Raw genomic sequence first — 15,553 nt, forward strand, 5'->3', positions numbered from 1 at the left:
CTGCGATTTTTGCTACTACTGTGACCAACTCCGCTGAGCGCCCGTTTATGTCCATCGTCAGTCCCGTGTACCGGGCCGACACCATGCTGGATGAGTTAGTCGCCCGCATTGTGGCCAGCGTGGCCCCGATTACGGATAGCTTCGAAATTATTCTTGTGGATGACCGCAGCCCGGATAATTCCTGGGCCGGGATTCAGAAGCAGGTGAGCCTCGACTCCCGGGTGAAAGGCCTGCGTCTGAGCCGCAACTTCGGGCAGCACCGCGCCATCACCGCCGGCCTCGACCATAGCCGGGGAGAGTGGGTAGTCGTCATGGACTGCGACTTGCAGGACCGCCCCGAGGAAATACCCGCTTTGCTGGCCAAGGCGCAGGAAGGGTCTGACATGGTGCTGGCCCGCCGCTTCCAGCGGCAGGACACCTTTTTTAAACGCCTGTTCTCGCAGCTCTTCTACGGTACCCTGGGCTACCTCACCGGCTCGCGGCAGGACAGCGCCATTGCCAATTTCGGCATTTACCACCGCAAGGTTATTGACGCCATCTGCGCGATGCGCGAGAGTGCGCGCTACTTCCCCACCATGGCCCGCTGGGTGGGCTTTCGGGTGAACACCCTCAACGTGGAGCACGCCGAGCGGGCCGAAGGCACCAGCAGCTACAACTTCAAGCGCCTCGTCAACCTCGCGCTGGACATTATCCTGGCCTATTCCGACAAGCCCCTGCGCCTGACGGTTAAAGCGGGACTGGTGATTTCGGCTACGGCGTTTCTGGGTGCCATCTACATGCTGGTCCGCGCCATTGAAGGCAAAATCCAGGTGCTGGGCTATGCCAGCCTCATTGTATCCATCTGGTTTTTCTCGGGGCTCATTATCTTGATTATGGGCGTCATTGGCCTATACTTGGGCAAGACCTTCGAAGGCGTCAAAAACCGTCCTATCTACGTCGTCGACGAGCTTATTGGGCCCGACACCACCCCGGTCACCGTATGAAGCAGGCTTTAGAACGACTCAGTTGGGATAGTGACTTTCTGGGCTACCCCGTTGCCCGGATACAGCCCGCTGCTACTGACGAAGGCACGGTGCAGGCGCTGGTGAGCGAGGCCCGGGCACACGGCTACCGGCTGCTGTACTGGTCCACAGACCCCACCGATGCCCAGGCTGCAGCTACGGCCCAGTACCTGGGCGCGCGCCTGGCCGACCAGAAAGTCACGTTTGCTATGGCCGTTCCGGCTGCATCGTCGTACTTACCCGCCGGGGTGGAGCCCACCACGGAACTGACGCCGAAGCTGGAGTCGCTGGCCCGGCAGGCCGGGCACCAGTCGCGCTACCAGACCGACCCCAACTTTGCGCCCGACGTCTACGAGCATCTTTACGACCTCTGGATTGCCAACTCCGTGCAAGGCACGCTGGCCCGGGAAGTTCTCGTGTTTCGGGCGGAGCCCGGCGCGGAGGAAGCCGGCCTGATAACGCTGGGAATCAAAAAGGGGCGGGTCGACATCGGGCTGCTGGCCGTGGATGAGCAGGTGCGCGGGCAAACCATTGGGGCCAAGCTTGTAGAGGCCGCCCGCCAGCGCACCCGGGCCTGGGGCTACGATACGCTGCAGGTCGTCACCCAGCTCACCAACGTGGGCGCCTGTCGTTTCTACGAGCGGTGCGGCTTCACCATCAACCAGCTGGAGTACATCTACCACGTGTGGCTGGAGTAAGGCGGCGGCTGACCAGTGCCGGCCCGGACCTGGGCGGTAATCTGGAACCGGGTTCATTTAATTAGTGTCTCACCACGTACCTTTGTGCTCTAACCCTGAGCTATGCATTCCACCAATATCCCTTTCAACAAACCCTACCTCTCCGGCAACGAAACCCGTTATATTGAGGAAGCGGTTCTGTCTGGCAAGATTTCCGGCGACGGTATGTTTACCAAGCGCTGCCACCAGTTTTTTGAGCAGCAGCTGGGCTTCCAGAAAGTGTTGCTCACGACCTCCTGCACCGATGCGCTGGAAATGGCGGCCCTGCTGCTCGATATCCAGCCCGGCGACGAGGTGATTATGCCCGCCTACACGTTCGTCTCGACGCCCAACGCCTTCGTGCTGCGTGGGGCCCACATCGTGTTTGCCGACAGCACCGCCGAGAATCCGAACATGGACCCGGCCCAGATTGAGGCCCTGATCACGCCCCGCACCCGGGCCATCGTACCCGTGCACTACGCCGGCATTGCCTGCGACATGGACCCGATTATGGCTGTTGCGGAGCGCCATGGGCTGTTTGTAGTGGAAGATGCGGCCCAGGCCATCGACAGCTTCTACAAAGGCCGGGCGCTGGGGACCATCGGGCATCTGGCGGCTTTCTCCTTCCACGAAACCAAGAACATCATTTCCGGGGAAGGCGGCATGCTGGCCATCAACGACGCGCGCTTTGCCGGCCGGGCCGAAATCATCCGCGAAAAAGGCACTAACCGTTCCTCCTTCTTCCGCGGGGAAGTAGACAAGTACGGCTGGGTGGATCAGGGCTCATCGTTCCTGCCATCGGACATCATTGCCGCCTTTCTGTGGGCCCAGCTGGAGAACATGCAGGACATTCAGGCCAAGCGGAAGGCGCTCTGGCAGCACTATTACGACGCTTTGGCCCCGCTGGCCGAGTTGGGCGTGCAGCTGCCGCAGGTGCCCGACTATGCCACCAACAACGGGCACATGTTCTACGTGGCGTGCCGCAGCCTCGACGAGCGGACCCGGCTTATCGAGCAGCTCAAAGGCCAGGCTATCAACCCGGTATTCCACTACCTGTCGCTGCACACCAGCCCGTTCTACGCCGAAAAGCACGACGGCCGGGCGCTGCCGTGGTCAGACCACTACACCGACTGCCTGATCCGGCTGCCGCTGTACTACGAGCTGAGCGAAGAGCAGCAAAATCGGGTTATCAAAGCCATTCTGGAATTCTACGCCCACTAATCGGCTTAGGCTCTCCCTTTGCTTTTCCTGCCCGCCTGACTGTCAATACCGTGCTTACTACTACCGAAATGGCGGCTCCGCCACGCCCCACGCATCGCCTGGCTCCGTACGTGTTGCCAACGCTGCTGCTGGGCGGCCTGGCGTTGCGGCTGTTGTTTATGGCGGTGGGAGCTGCCTTCTACTACAAAGCCAACAGCCCGTTCAGCAACAACGACACGTATTCGTTTACGCAAAGCTTTATGAACCTGTGGCAGCACGGCCACTACAGCTTTAATCCGCTGAATCCTGAGGCGGCCTTTGGCCGTCTGCCCGGCTTTCCGTTTTTCTGGGGTGGGCACTATCTGCTTTTTGGCGAGAAGTACGTGTTTCAGGCCGTGGCTTTTACCCAATGCCTGCTCGATACGGTGGCCATCTACCTGGTGTACGCTACTGCCCGGGCCCTGACGCAAGACGTGCGGGCCGGCTGGGTTTCCGGCCTGCTGTATGCCGGCTACCCGTTTGTTATCGTCTGGCTGACGATGTCGGGCTCCGAGGCGCTGGCCACGTTCCTGACCATCGTGGTGTTCTGGTGGCTGGCCACGCGGCCGGCTACCGGCCGCAATGCCCTGATTGCGGGCCTGCTGGTAGCCGTGGCCCTGATGGTACGCGAGTACCTGGGCGTGCTGCTGCTGCCGGTGGCCTTCTGGGTTTTCTCGGCCAAGGGCATCAGCCTGCCTTTTGTTCGCCTTGGCACGCTGGCTGCGCTGGGCTTTCTGGTGGTGTATATCAGCTGGCCTATCCGCAACTACGTTTTCCAGCACCGGCTGGTGCTGCTCAAGACGGCTACCGCCGGCTACGACCGGTACGCGGAAGACGTCAACTCGGCCCGGCAGTGGGTGTATGGCTGGAGTAGTGATTCCGACCCTTACCTCGATGGTATTGCCGGCAAGGCTCCGCTGCCCGAGTTTCCAGCCGAGGTATTTGCCACACCCGCCGAGGCCGCACGGGCGCAACAGCTGATCCGGCAGGCCCGGCAGTGCGGCACGGGCTTTCACTCCTGGCGCTACAACCAGCGCTACGAGCAGCCCACCAACTGCAATGCCGAACTGGCGGCTGGCTTCGAGGCCCTCAATGCTTCCTACAAGCAGCGCTATCCGTTGTCGTACTGGACGCGCGTACCGTTTGCCAACCTGAAGCGGGCCGTCTTCAAGAGTCAGCTAAAGCAGGATGCTGGGGGCGGCAGTAAGGTGGTCACGATTCTGTTTGGTTACCGGAGTCTGCTTATTCTGCTGAGCCTGGCCGGGGCCTGGTTGCTGCGCCGTCGCCGCCCTACCTGGCCGGTAGTATTCTTCTTCACGTTTATGTACCTGTTTTTGTGCTTTGGCATCCGGCACCTCGAAATGCGCTATCTGCTCCAGGCCGACGCGGCGCTGCTGTGCTTGGCGGGCGCCCCGCTGATGTGGCTGTTTGACCGGCTCGCAGCGCAGTTTCGAACAGTTTCGGCCAACTAAACGGCCAGGCCGTTTATGTCGTCCAACTAAACGTATGACTTCCAGCGGTACCCTGCCGCGGGCCAGCTACCCGGCGGCCACGAGAGTCGATTTATCCGGGGCCTGCCCTGCCAACTAAGATTTTGGTCAAATGCTCACTTCCAAGAAAGTTGCCATTCTTCAATCAAACTACATTCCCTGGAAGGGTTTTTTTGATATGGTCAATATGGTTGATGAATTTATCCTATACGATGATGTACAGTACACGATTAGTGACTGGCGCAACCGCAATAAAATAAAAACTCCTGCCGGTACTGCCTGGCTGATTATTCCGATTCGTCACGACTCCCACGACCAGAAAATCAACGAAAGCGTGGTTTCGATGAACAACTGGGCGCTGAAGCACTGGCGCACCATTTCTCAGACCTATGCCAAGGCGCCGTTTTTTAAGTTGTATAAAGATGAGCTAGAAGCGGTATATATGACTTTGGGCACCGATCATCTGAGCCTGATTAATTACGCTTTCATTCAGTTTGTGTGCAGGCAGCTGAACATCACCACGAAAATATCGTGGTCGTCCGATTATGTCTTAGGTCCCGGCAAAACGGAGCGCCTGGTACAGCTCGTGCAGGACGCTGGCGGCAGCGAATACCTGTCCGGGCCGGCGGCCCAGAATTACTTGCTGCCTTCCTTGTTCGAGGAGGCCTCGCTCAAACTCACCTGGATGGACTACAGCGACTACCCCGAGTACAAGCAGCTGGGGCCCGCACCCTTCGAGCACGGCGTCACCATTCTGGATCTGCTCTTCAATACGGGTCCGGAAGCCCCGGCCTATATGAAATCATTCGCCTCCCAAACCAAGCAGGCCTGATGCAGCCGGCCCCCGAGTACTCCGTAGTCATCCCCACCTACCGTGGGCAGGATACGCTGCGGCCGCTGGTAGAGCAGCTGCAGCAGTTCTTCTCCGCCGCCGCGTTGCGCTACGAGATTATTCTGGTCAATGACTGCGGGCCTGACCGCTCCTGGCAGGTGATGCAGGAACTGCAGCAGGAACAGGGAGCCGACGTGGTAAAGATTGTGAAGCTGGCGCGCAACTTTGGGCAGCACAACGCGCTGATCTGCGGGTTTGCGCACGCGCAGGGGGAGTTTATCATCACCATGGACGAAGATCTGCAGCATAGCCCCGCCGACATTGCCCACCTCATTGCGGCGCAGGCTACCGGCGATTTTGATGTAGTGTACGGCAAATATGCCGCGCTGCAGCATTCGGGGTTTCGCAATATCACTTCCCAGGCGCTCAAGCAGCTGCTGCGGGCCAGTATTCCCGATCTGCACCCGGACTACACCGCCTTCCGGCTGATCAAGGCCGGCATTGCCCGGCATTGCCTGACGATGAGCAACTCCTACACCTTCCTGGATGGCTACCTGACCTGGATTACCAATAACGTCGGCAGCGTCACGGTGTCGCACCAGGAGCGGGCCGCGGGGGAGAGCTCCTACACCGTGCGGAAGTTGATCGAGCACTCCATTAATATCTTCGTCACCTTTTCCGACTTACCCGTACGCCTGTTTTCAATCACGGCGGTAGTTATTTTCTTCCTCACGTCGTGCTACGCTCTGTACATTTTAGGGCGTAAGCTTATCTTCGACGACCTCAGCTCCGGCTTTCCCACCCTGGCAATCTTGCTCGGGTTTGGGGTCGGCCTGGTTTTGCTGGGCCTGGGAATCCTGGGCGAGTATATCCACCGGATTAACCTGAAAACCACCCGGCGCCCGGTATTTGTGGAAGCTGAGGTAAAACACCGCTAACGGAGGTTGTATGAATAGCCACATCAAGCCCCAGCGGGTTGCCATTATCGGTTCGGGAGCCCTGGGCCAGCAGATAGCGCAGCACCTGAAGCAGAGTGCCGGCTGGCTGGCGGTGGGCTTCTTCGACGACTTTGCGCCCGCTGGCACAGTCACCCCCCACGGACCGGTACTCGGAACCGTACCGGATGTTCGGGAGTCGTTCCGGCAGGGGCACTTCGATTCCTTGCTGATGGGCATCGGCTACAATCATCTGGCGGCCCGCCAGCAGCTGTTCGAGCAGCTCGCCGGCCAGGTGCCGTTTGCCTGCTTCGTGCATCCGGCCGCCTACGTCGATGCCAGCGCCTCCGTGGCTCCCGGCTGCTTTGTGTCACCGGGCTGCATTCTGGACCTGAACGTCCGGGTCGGCCCCAATACCTTCCTCTACCCGGGCTGCATCCTGGCCCACGATACCACGCTGGCGGGGCATTCTTTTCTGGCGCCCGCCGTACGGCTGGCAGGGCACGTCTTGGTGGAGCCGCGGTGCTTTCTGGGCATCGGCACCACCATTATTGACAATAGCCGCATTGGCCCCGACGTCCGGACGGGAGCCGGCACTACCGTCGTCCGGGATTTGACGCAGCCGGGACTCTACGTCGGCACGCCGGCCAAAATGCTAAGAGCTTCCTGAGCAGGCAATAGCCGGGCCGCGGCAAATCGGGGCCGTAAGTCGGGTGTTTTCTTTCGGCCGGAGCAGGAGCTGATCTGCCGGGCTACTTGCCCGTTTGCCGCTCGGTCGGAGCTGGGCCCAGTCCCGCCGGAGCCACCACGGAGCAGGCCTGGTAAAATCGTTGCGGGGGAGTATCAGCGGTACTTTGGGTCAGCAGGGGACCAACCGGGCAAAAAGTTGGGGCGGAACCCTGAATCGTGTTCAGATACCGGGTGAAGAAAGAGCCAAAGCCATCCGGAAACAGCCAGATGACATCCCGCCGGTTGGCCATGACCTGCATCGCCTGTCGGAAGGAAGTGGTGCCCCCCAGGGAATGCATCACCTGCAGCTGCGAAGCATCGTGGGCCGTCCAGCCATTGAGCAGGAGCATGGGGCCCGCATGGAGATCGTAGTTGCGGAAAGGAGAAAGCGACCTGACATCCGGCGACACCATCACCAGGGGCCGGCGGCCAACGTACGTCGCTATCTGGGCTATGTAGTGTTCACACTTCTGCTGCTCAACATAGTGGCGGCGGGCCCGCAGAACATTCTTCAGAACTACGGCCCCCAGCAAACAAACACCCAGCAGCGCGGTGCCCAGCCAGGCAATCCGGCTCCGGAAAGGCCAAACGGTGAGCTGGGGTATCACATATGCGCTCATCGCTGCGGTGAATAGCCCAAGCAATGGTGTTGCCACGCGGGCGGGCAGTTGCAGCACAATTCCCAAACCAATCATCAGCCCGGCCATGTACAGCAGGTACAGGCCCGCCCAGACCAGAGCAGCTCTTTGCTGCTGCCGGGCCAAGACCCACAGCAGCAAAGCGTTCAGGAAGACAACGAAGAAATAGTCGCCGGCCAATCGGCCAAATAGGGATATGCTTTTGGGTACCAGAACATTGTGCACGGAGTGAGCCAATGACATCGTCCCCGTGCGCTCAAAAAAGCCTTTGTTGACCAGGGTCGTATCACTAAGCCCCCACCAGTTGTCCAACGATTCCAGGGCCATGGAGTCGTTGGCCGTGCGCGGCTGCATGGAGTAGAGATTGTAGTCCTTGTGATTGGCCTTCAGAATATCAATCTGCTGATAGCTGCTGTCGTTGGTCGTGCGGCGGAGCATCTGCCAGGTGGAGGCGCCCACCAGCAAGCTGCCGAATAAGGCCAGAGTGACCAGCCCCGAGCGCCAGGGAGCTATCCAGAAAACGACCGGTACCACGGCTGCCATACCCAAAAAAGCTCCGCTGGGCCGAACGGACCAGGCCAGCAGCATCAGAAAGCTGCCCGCTACCCACCACCAGCCGAACGCAGGGCGGGCACGCAGGCGTTGCAGGCTGTAAAGTACCGTAGCCCCGCTCAGCAGGATCGGGATGCGCGTAAAGTTCATGCGTAGCACGCTAGACAGGCCGGTAGCCACAAAAAACAGCACCAGTATCAGCACCCGCGTCCGCGTCGACCAGGCGGCAGTTGCCTTATCGAGGACGCTAAACAGCAGGCAGAACGAAACCAGCAGCAGTGAGTACAGCAGCAGCCCATACCAGGGCAGGGCCGGAAGGGCCTGATAAAGTGCCGCCAGCAGGGCCGACAGGCCATGGAAATACAGGTGCAGGTTGTCTACCGGCTGCAGCGTGCCCACGCCGCGCAGCAGAAAAACGATGAAGATGTCGTCGTTGGTTTCGAAGTAGGCCCCCAGAAAAAGGATGGTCGCCGCCAACAGGAAAGCAGGTAGCAGGCAGCGGCGGCTGAAAGCAGTGGTGAACCAAGAAGTCATTGCGGGTAAGTTGGCGGCGGAGCGAAGCGGAAAGCCCAGTTTCCGGCAGCGGCAAGATAGGGTGAACCGAGGAGAGAGGACCCGTCTTAAGGAGCTACCGCGGCGGCCGGGCACACCCGGTGTAGTTGGGGGAAGTCAGCCTGGGCGGCATCCGGAAAGGTCGGGGCAATCGGGCAGAAAGCGGGGGCCTGCTGGCTGAATGCACTCAGGTAACGCGTGAAAAAGGAGCTGAAACCCCGCGGAAAAGCCCACACAACATCAGCGCGGCGGGCCAGCGCATTCATGGCCTGGTGGTAGGTCACATCGCCGACCAGCGCGCGCAGCACGGCCCGCTGCGAGGGGTCATTAGCCGTCCAGCCGTTGAGCATATACACCAGGCCCCCGCCGAGGTCGTAGTTTTTCAGCGGCGACAGGGAGCGGAACGAGTTGTAGAGCGAAGCTACCACCAGGGGCTGCCGGCCCACCTGGGCGCGGAGCTGGGCCAGGTACTGCTCATTCTCCCGCTTTTCCTGCCCGTGGCGGTAGCTGCGGGCGGCCGTTTTGCCCGCGTAGGTCAGCGTCAGCAGGAGTGCCAGACCGAGCCCGGCAAGCTGGAAGGACCGGGGAAGGCTGTAGACGGCCGACGGGGTCAGACGCGGAAAGATGTAGCAGAAGTTGACCAGCGTATACAGCGTCAGGGCCGGGGATGCCACGCGCGGGGGAAGTTGCATTCCAATGCCCAGCGCCAGCAATAGCCCCCCGATAAAGGCCGAATACAACAGCCACCACCAGGCAAGTCGCCGCTCAGGACCGGGGCAGGCCCGAAACAACGCCCAGATCAGCAGGGCGTTGAGCACGAGGTACAGGAAATAGTCACTGGCCAGGCGCCCCAGCAGCGACGCGGCCTTGGGCGGCACCACCTTACGGGCCCAGAAGTTCAGATCGATGCGGGTAGCCCGCGCATAAAAGGCGCGGTTGACCAGCGTGGTGTCCCCGATTCCCCACCAAGGCTGCACCGACTCGAATGCCACCGCATCGTGGGGCTGAGTGGGGTGGAACGTATACATTTGGTAGTCGTTGATCCTCGCCCGAATGTCGTGCAGGTGCTCGTAAGCGCTCTGCGAGGAGTCGACAGCCGCCCCTAAGCTCAGCGAGGCGCCCACCAGCACGGCAGCGTACCAGCCCAGCACCAGCACGGCGCGGCGGCGTTGGGCCCGCCCCACCAGAAATACCGCCGGAGCCGTTACCAGCAGGCCCACGAAGGCCCCGTTGGAGCGCACGGCCCAGCCCAGCAGCAGCAGGCCCGTGCCGAGCAGCACCCATCCCAGGCGCAACCGGTCCAGTCGGAGTAGGTGCAACGTGTAGAGCACGGTGGCGCCGGCCAGCAGGATGGGGGGACGCGTGAAGTTCATCCGCATCACGTGCTCGGCGTACGTGAGGAAAAAGAAGAAGCACAGCACCCCAATTCGGCGGCTGTTGGACAAGCGAGCCAGGTAAGGGTCGAGAGCTTTGAACACCAGAATGGCCGAGGCCGTGAGCAGCGAGTACAGCAGCAGCCCGTACCAGGGCACGGTGGGCTGCAGGCTGTAGAGCTTGGCTAGCAGGGGGGCCAGCCCGTGGAAGTACAGGTGCATGTTGCTGGCTGGAGCCAGCATGCCCGTGCCGCGCAGCAGGAAAATGAGGACCAGGTCATCGTTGGTCTCAAAGTAGCACCCCAGCAGCAGGCCGGTGCAGAGCGTGAGCACCAAGGGTAAAACAACCGTTCGGAAGGAGGAAGTCTGGAGAAGCTGTTTTACCACGGAACGGAAAAGGATTAGAAAGAAAAATGCCGGCCCAGTCCTACACCCGGGCCGGAGTGCGTAGCGTGGCAAGGCTGGTCGGGCGCCGCTTAACAGCTTGCTTGATTTTGGCCTGGATGATGTAGAGTCCGGCGGCGTAGAAGGGCATCAACGGAATCTTATAGCGTACCAGCGTCCCAAAGTTACCCGACGACATGCCGACGGCGATGGCAAATACCAGCGAAAATACGAAGCACAGCAGCAGCACGGGCGTGGAGGAAATCAGGGCCAGCACGCGGCGCGGCCCCGCCTGGTAGATAATCCGGGCCGTCACGAACAGAAAGATCATGGCCTCCAGCGAGGAAAGCAGGGTAATAGCGTTGCGGGCTTCCCAGGGAAAAGGCCGGAACAAGGCCACCACAATAGCCTGGGGCGCAATCTTGGCAATGCTGCCCAGGCTGCCATCGGCCGCGGCGAGCTGGTAGCCCGACCCTTCAGTGCCGCTGGCGGCGTAGATGTTCTTGGCGGTTTTCTGGCTTTCCTCCCCAATCGTGTCCAGATCGGTTAAGCTGCTGATGGCAAGAAAACCGATGACGGCGCCGACAATAATCAGCACGGGCTTGGCCAGCAGCCGCAGGGTCTTGTTGCGGATCTTGCTGCTGTTCTCGTTGAAAAGCCAGACCAGCGTCGGCGGCAGGAAACACAGCAGAATATACGCCTTCACGTGATACAGCGCGTAGCTGAAGAAGGCCCCCAGAATCAGCCCCCGGATAATGCTGCGGTGCCGCACGCCCACGGCGTGAAAGGAGTAGAAAACCCAGCCCAGCGCGCCAATGCAGATGGAGTCCTTCATCAGCCCGGAGCCCCAGAAGAACACCGAGGGAATGTAGAAGCAGGCAATGCCCAGCTCTTTGTACACCAGGGGCTGGATCCGCACAAACGTCATGTACATGGCCCAGATGCCACTGAAGCTGAGCAGGGCAAAAAACAGCCCGACCACGGTGTAGGTATGAAAGCAGAGCAAGCCAAAAAAGGCACCCAGGCGCACTACCACAAACTCGCCGCCCGCCCGGTACCAGGGCATCTGAATGGCGTACTTGTAGGTCAGCGGCTCGTACACCCCGTCGGAGGTCATCAGGTGCCACCAGATGGTGGGCGACTCCTCGAAGGCGCGCCCGAAGATCTTGACGTGGTTGAAATAGTTGAGCGTGTCGCCGTAGCCGTAGTAAAACTGGTAGACGACACCCAGGGCAATGGCCCCCAGAAATTTGAGGCTGAGACCCGGAATGAAGAATTTGCGCGTGAAGCCATTCGTAACCCGCGGCCGGATGGCAAAGGCAATACCGTACAGCAGCAGCAGGTAGATTGGGGTCAGGAATAAGTCCTTGATTTCCATGGAGTCGGCGCCTGAGGCCTGCTACTTCTTGTTCTTCTTCAGATACGCTTTGGCTTCCCGGTAGTACTCTGATTTCTTGTCGGCCGTTTCCTGCACCACCGTGTAGTAGCGGGCGGCGCTTTTGGCGTCCTTCTCCTTGTCGGCAATCCGGGCCAGATTGAAATAGGAGTACACGTAGAAGCCCCCGGTGGTTTCGTCCGTGCTTTCGGCAAACACAATGCTGCGCAGGTAGTAGTCTTTGGCCTTCGCGTAGTCCTTGTACTTATACTGCATCAGCCAGCCCATAAAATACGTGGCGTAGCGGCCACTGATAGCTTCGTAGCCGGGCATGCCGCGGTTGAGCTTTTCCAGAATGTCGCGGCTGGTGCGCTCAGCTTCCGGAAACAGCCCTTCGTTGAAGCACAACAGGGCGTAGAAGCGCTGAAAATAGCCGTTATCCGGGTACGTGGTAGCCATGTACCGGGCCACGGGCATGGCGGCCGCAGGATTATTCTCCTCGTTGTTCAAAATCCGCATCAGGAAGAACTTAGCTTCCATACCGGTATAGAACCCGTTGTCGGCCACGTTCTTGAGCTGCTGCAGGCCCAGCTGCTTGTTGCCCTTCGGGAAAAACAGCATCACCGGCCGTAGCAGCGGGTAGTTGTTGGCAATCCAGACCTGGTAGTAGTTGAACAAAGCCTGCCCAAAGAGGAACTCGGGGCTCAGGCCGTTGGCCTCCTTGCTTTTATCCAGGTAGTCGAGGGCCCGCTTGCTGCTCACGGTAGCTTTGCGCCAGTCGCGGCGCTCCGCGTGCAGGCGGGCATCGAAGCCGTAGGCGGCGGAGAGGAAAAAGCAGGCTTCGTAGTTCTTGTTATCGGCTTCGTAGAGCCGCTCCCCGTACGTGACGGCCGTATCCATGTAGGCGAAGAAGATCTTGTCGTACATCTTCGTCTGCACGTTGGTCGGCGCAATCTTCCACCAGGTGCTCAGGCCCAGCAGAAAGTAGGGCATGGGGTGGGTGGGGTAGCGCCGGCGCAGGGAGCGGAACTGCCGCTCCGCCTTGTCATACTTGAAGTTGTACAAATTCTGTACGGCCCCATCCAGCTCGGTCTGGATATCCTTGTCCAGCAGCAGCCAGCCCTTGGTATCTACCGCGTTAGGCGCAATATCCACGTTTTCGAGGTCGATGTTGCGGACGGGAGCAGTTTTGCGGGCCGTATCGGGCTGTTGTGCCCACCCCAACAAGGGCAGAAGGGCAAGCAACAGGACAAAACAGAGTTTTCGGATCATATGAGCATCTGATTGCGGCTAGATTGGCAGCGGCAGCTGCGCAAAGGCCACCCAACGGGAAAGCTAAAGTATGGCTTTTATCCTAGATTTGGACGAATAACCGCGTTAATATGAAGCTTCTGCACTCTCTGTGCCACGTAGCGGCACCCGCCGGCAACGAGGCCCCACTCACTGAATATTTGCTAAACTACATACGGCAGAACCAGGCCACTTGGCTGAGTCAGCCGCGGGTGTTAAGCGGGAGTCAGTTTCAGGATTGTATTATTCTGGTTTTTGGCCAGCCCCGCACCGCTGTATTCGCTCACATCGATAGTATTGGGTTTACGGTACGCTACGGGCGGCAGCTGGTGCGCATCGGCGGCCCCCGCGCCGAAGCCGGTTACCGGCTCGTGGGCGAAGACTCGCAGGGGGCAATCGACTGCACGCTGACTGTTGACGAGGAAACGGGGGAACTGGGCTATGAGTTCACCCGCGACATTGACCGGGGTACGGAGCTCACCTTCCGCTGCGACTTTCGCGAAACCGAGACGACCGTGCAGTCCTGCTACCTCGACAACCGGCTGGGGGTGTGGAACGCGCTGCGCGTGGCCGAAACCCTGGAAAATGGCATTATCGCCTTTAGCTGCTGGGAAGAGCACGGCGGCGGCTCAGTGGCCTACCTGGCCAAATACATTTACGAGCAGTACGGGGTGCGCCAGGCCCTGATTTCGGACATCACCTGGGTCACGGAAGGCGTCCATGCCGGGGCCGGCGTCGCCATCTCCCTGCGCGACTCCCTGATTCCGCGCCGCGCCTACGTGGACCGGATCCGCCGCCTGGCTCGTGAGGCCGGTATTGCCCACCAGCTGGAAGTGGAAGGCAGCGGCGGCTCCGATGCCAAGGAGCTGCAGCACGGCGCCCAGCCCTGGGACTGGTGCTTTATCGGGGCCCCCGAAGACCACGTGCACTCCCCCAACGAGCTAGTGGACAAGCGCGACATTGCCAGCATGCTGGCCTTGTACCAGGTGCTGCTGCGCGAACTTTAAAAGATAAAACAGTAACTGAACCAGCGTGAAACGCAGTCAAACTGTGTGTTGCACTGCTGCTCAAAAGAGGGCCAAAAGCTTACGCGCTGTGGTCTCGGAACACCCTATAGTTTGTACCCATGCTGAAGAAAATTGTTGAGGATGAAAAAAATAGCAGCCGTATTCCCACCAAGCTACAAGCCCTGATTGCCAGTGTCGGTACGGGCCTCTTCTTTTGGGGATATTATATAGGTCTTGTAAATATTAAGAAAATACCGGTTGACGTGCCATTTCACGTAAAAATGGTCTGTGACGCTTGTAGCAGTGGTAAAAGTGTCCCCCCTAACTTTGGATTTTATGCTCCTTTATATATCATCTCCCTTTTCAACTGCAATTATATAAACCTGCTCGCAGTAGCTCTTTTTGTTTTGGGCTTCTGGTGGGGCGTCACAGTCTATGTCTCGGCACGCTCAGTTGAACTATTACTGCCCGATTCAACGCTGCCCGGGCAACAGACCAGGTTTCTTGTCTTGCTTGTGGCAGTGCTGTCGTGCTTTATATTTCCCCTGCCGGCTGGTTCTACCAATTATGGTCTCGGACTGCTACCACCTAACGTCTACCATAATTCGACAATCGTTGGCTCGTGGCCCTTCATCATTGTTATTTTTATAGTAGCCGTAAAACGTCTGCGTGCAGCAACAGAAGTAAACTGGCGCATGGATATATTGCTGGCCTTGTTGCTTGTAGGAAGTGCTGTTTTCAAGCCCAGTTATGCTTTTGCGTTTGTGCCAGCTTACGGGCTGCTTTATGCTCTGCAGGTGCGGTTCAGATTTAAAGCATTAGTACGTTTGGCCGTGCCGCTGCTGCCGGTAGTGCTGCTCATTATTGGGCAGGTGCTCTGGAGCCTGGCACACCAAGAAGTGATGCTTGACGGCGGCGAGTCACATATTGTATTCGCCCTGAGGGCTGGTTGGCACACATTTGTCCCCGAATTCACTGTCGGGCACATACTAGGTAGCTTTGTCTCATCTTTTGCTTTGCCAGCCTTGGCTTACCTTATATGCCCGCACTGGCTACGCCGCCCAAGTCATCACTTAGCCTTGCTAAGCGTTGCGTTCGGTATGGTAATCTTTATGTTCGTTTACGAGACGGGGATACGGGCTACTCATGGCAATCTTGTATGGCAGGTAGTGGCGGCTAATCACATTCTGCACTGGCTGATCTTGGTGGAAATTTTCTTCTGGAAAACCACAACGCGGGTTCACTATTGGCAGCGAGCTGCTTTGCTTGGATTTGTGGGAGTGAGCGTCGTATGCGCCTTTGTTCACATGGCCCGTTTGGCTCGCATTGGCGCTTAAAGCCTAACCAGCAAAAACTGACGAACCAAGCCCTCAACACCCTCTGGCATTACGTACGGGATGGTTACAAAGGGCGCTCCGCTTCAGGATGCGTTCGACGACC

13 protein-coding genes are annotated in these 15,553 nt (G+C 59.2%); 9 read left to right on the plus strand and 4 right to left on the minus strand.

Annotation, left to right across the window (positions count from 1 at the left end; all coding sequences use genetic code 11):
* Positions 1 to 20: 20 nt before the first annotated feature.
* The 7 genes from ABD842_RS18425 (at position 21) to ABD842_RS18455 (ending at position 6,883) form a co-directional block, all read left to right on the plus strand.
* Positions 21 to 983 carry a glycosyltransferase family 2 protein gene (locus ABD842_RS18425; protein ID WP_345117155.1) on the plus strand — a complete coding sequence of 321 codons (963 nt, stop codon included), beginning with the start codon at positions 21 to 23 and terminating at the stop codon, positions 981 to 983.
* Positions 980 to 1,699 carry a GNAT family N-acetyltransferase gene (locus tag ABD842_RS18430; protein WP_345117157.1) on the plus strand — a complete coding sequence of 240 codons (720 nt, stop codon included), beginning with the start codon at positions 980 to 982 and terminating at the stop codon, positions 1,697 to 1,699. Before ABD842_RS18425 ends, ABD842_RS18430 begins: the two co-directional genes overlap by 4 nt.
* A gap of 102 nt (positions 1,700 to 1,801) precedes the next feature.
* A complete protein-coding gene (rffA, locus tag ABD842_RS18435) occupies positions 1,802 to 2,938 on the plus strand; it encodes a dTDP-4-amino-4,6-dideoxygalactose transaminase (protein ID WP_345117159.1) in 1,137 nt (378 codons plus the stop codon).
* A 50-nt stretch (positions 2,939 to 2,988) separates the two neighbouring features.
* Positions 2,989 to 4,428, plus strand: coding sequence for a glycosyltransferase family 39 protein (locus ABD842_RS18440; protein WP_345117161.1), 1,440 nt, complete (start codon positions 2,989 to 2,991; stop codon positions 4,426 to 4,428).
* Between the two features lie 130 nt (positions 4,429 to 4,558).
* The gene (locus ABD842_RS18445) at positions 4,559 to 5,278 is read left to right on the plus strand and encodes a WbqC family protein (protein ID WP_345117162.1); all 720 of its coding nucleotides are present in this window, start codon (positions 4,559 to 4,561) and stop codon (positions 5,276 to 5,278) included.
* The gene (locus ABD842_RS18450) at positions 5,278 to 6,216 is read left to right on the plus strand and encodes a glycosyltransferase family 2 protein (protein ID WP_345117164.1); all 939 of its coding nucleotides are present in this window, start codon (positions 5,278 to 5,280) and stop codon (positions 6,214 to 6,216) included. Before ABD842_RS18445 ends, ABD842_RS18450 begins: the two co-directional genes overlap by 1 nt.
* Before the next feature lie 10 nt (positions 6,217 to 6,226).
* On the plus strand, positions 6,227 to 6,883 hold the full coding sequence (locus ABD842_RS18455) for an acetyltransferase (protein WP_345117166.1): 657 nt from the start codon (positions 6,227 to 6,229) through the stop codon (positions 6,881 to 6,883).
* Positions 6,884 to 6,965: 82 nt separating this feature from the next.
* On the opposite strand, the gene ABD842_RS18460 is transcribed toward ABD842_RS18455, so the two are convergent.
* The 4 genes from ABD842_RS18460 to ABD842_RS18475 form a co-directional block, all read right to left on the minus strand.
* A complete protein-coding gene (locus tag ABD842_RS18460) occupies positions 6,966 to 8,666 on the minus strand; it encodes a hypothetical protein (RefSeq protein WP_345117168.1) in 1,701 nt (566 codons plus the stop codon).
* Positions 8,667 to 8,752: 86 nt separating this feature from the next.
* Positions 8,753 to 10,393: a hypothetical protein gene (locus tag ABD842_RS18465; protein ID WP_345117169.1), complete on the minus strand. Its 1,641-nt coding sequence runs from the start codon at positions 10,391 to 10,393 to the stop codon at positions 8,753 to 8,755.
* 91 nt (positions 10,394 to 10,484) lie between these two features.
* A complete protein-coding gene (locus tag ABD842_RS18470; protein WP_345117171.1) occupies positions 10,485 to 11,819 on the minus strand; it encodes a hypothetical protein in 1,335 nt (444 codons plus the stop codon).
* A 21-nt stretch (positions 11,820 to 11,840) separates the two neighbouring features.
* A complete protein-coding gene (locus tag ABD842_RS18475; protein ID WP_345117173.1) occupies positions 11,841 to 13,061 on the minus strand; it encodes a tetratricopeptide repeat protein in 1,221 nt (406 codons plus the stop codon).
* Between the two features lie 137 nt (positions 13,062 to 13,198).
* Here ABD842_RS18475 and ABD842_RS18480 point away from each other — a divergent pair, with 137 nt between their 5' ends.
* Positions 13,199 to 14,113 (plus strand): M20/M25/M40 family metallo-hydrolase, encoded by a 915-nt coding sequence (locus ABD842_RS18480; protein WP_345117175.1) that lies wholly within the window; start codon positions 13,199 to 13,201, stop codon positions 14,111 to 14,113.
* A gap of 119 nt (positions 14,114 to 14,232) precedes the next feature.
* Positions 14,233 to 15,450: a hypothetical protein gene (locus ABD842_RS18485; protein ID WP_345117177.1), complete on the plus strand. Its 1,218-nt coding sequence runs from the start codon at positions 14,233 to 14,235 to the stop codon at positions 15,448 to 15,450.
* Positions 15,451 to 15,553 lie beyond the last annotated feature (103 nt).

The sequence above is a fragment of the Hymenobacter algoricola genome, from assembly GCF_039539525.1.
In the GTDB taxonomy this organism is placed as follows: Bacteria; Bacteroidota; Bacteroidia; order Cytophagales; family Hymenobacteraceae; genus Hymenobacter; species Hymenobacter algoricola.

Excerpts from the sequence above, each read along its gene's own strand:
- ABD842_RS18430 (WP_345117157.1), top strand. The coding sequence starts at position 980 with ATGAAGCAGGCTTTAGAACGACTCAGTTGGGATAGTGACTTTCTGGGC.
- rffA (WP_345117159.1), top strand. The coding sequence starts at position 1,802 with ATGCATTCCACCAATATCCCTTTCAACAAACCCTACCTCTCCGGCAAC.
- ABD842_RS18445 (WP_345117162.1), top strand. The coding sequence starts at position 4,559 with ATGCTCACTTCCAAGAAAGTTGCCATTCTTCAATCAAACTACATTCCC.
- ABD842_RS18450 (WP_345117164.1), top strand. The coding sequence starts at position 5,278 with ATGCAGCCGGCCCCCGAGTACTCCGTAGTCATCCCCACCTACCGTGGG.
- ABD842_RS18455 (WP_345117166.1), top strand. The coding sequence starts at position 6,227 with ATGAATAGCCACATCAAGCCCCAGCGGGTTGCCATTATCGGTTCGGGA.
- ABD842_RS18460 (WP_345117168.1), bottom strand. The coding sequence starts at position 8,666 with ATGACTTCTTGGTTCACCACTGCTTTCAGCCGCCGCTGCCTGCTACCT.
- ABD842_RS18470 (WP_345117171.1), bottom strand. The coding sequence starts at position 11,819 with ATGGAAATCAAGGACTTATTCCTGACCCCAATCTACCTGCTGCTGCTG.
- ABD842_RS18480 (WP_345117175.1), top strand. The coding sequence starts at position 13,199 with ATGAAGCTTCTGCACTCTCTGTGCCACGTAGCGGCACCCGCCGGCAAC.
- ABD842_RS18485 (WP_345117177.1), top strand. The coding sequence starts at position 14,233 with ATGCTGAAGAAAATTGTTGAGGATGAAAAAAATAGCAGCCGTATTCCC.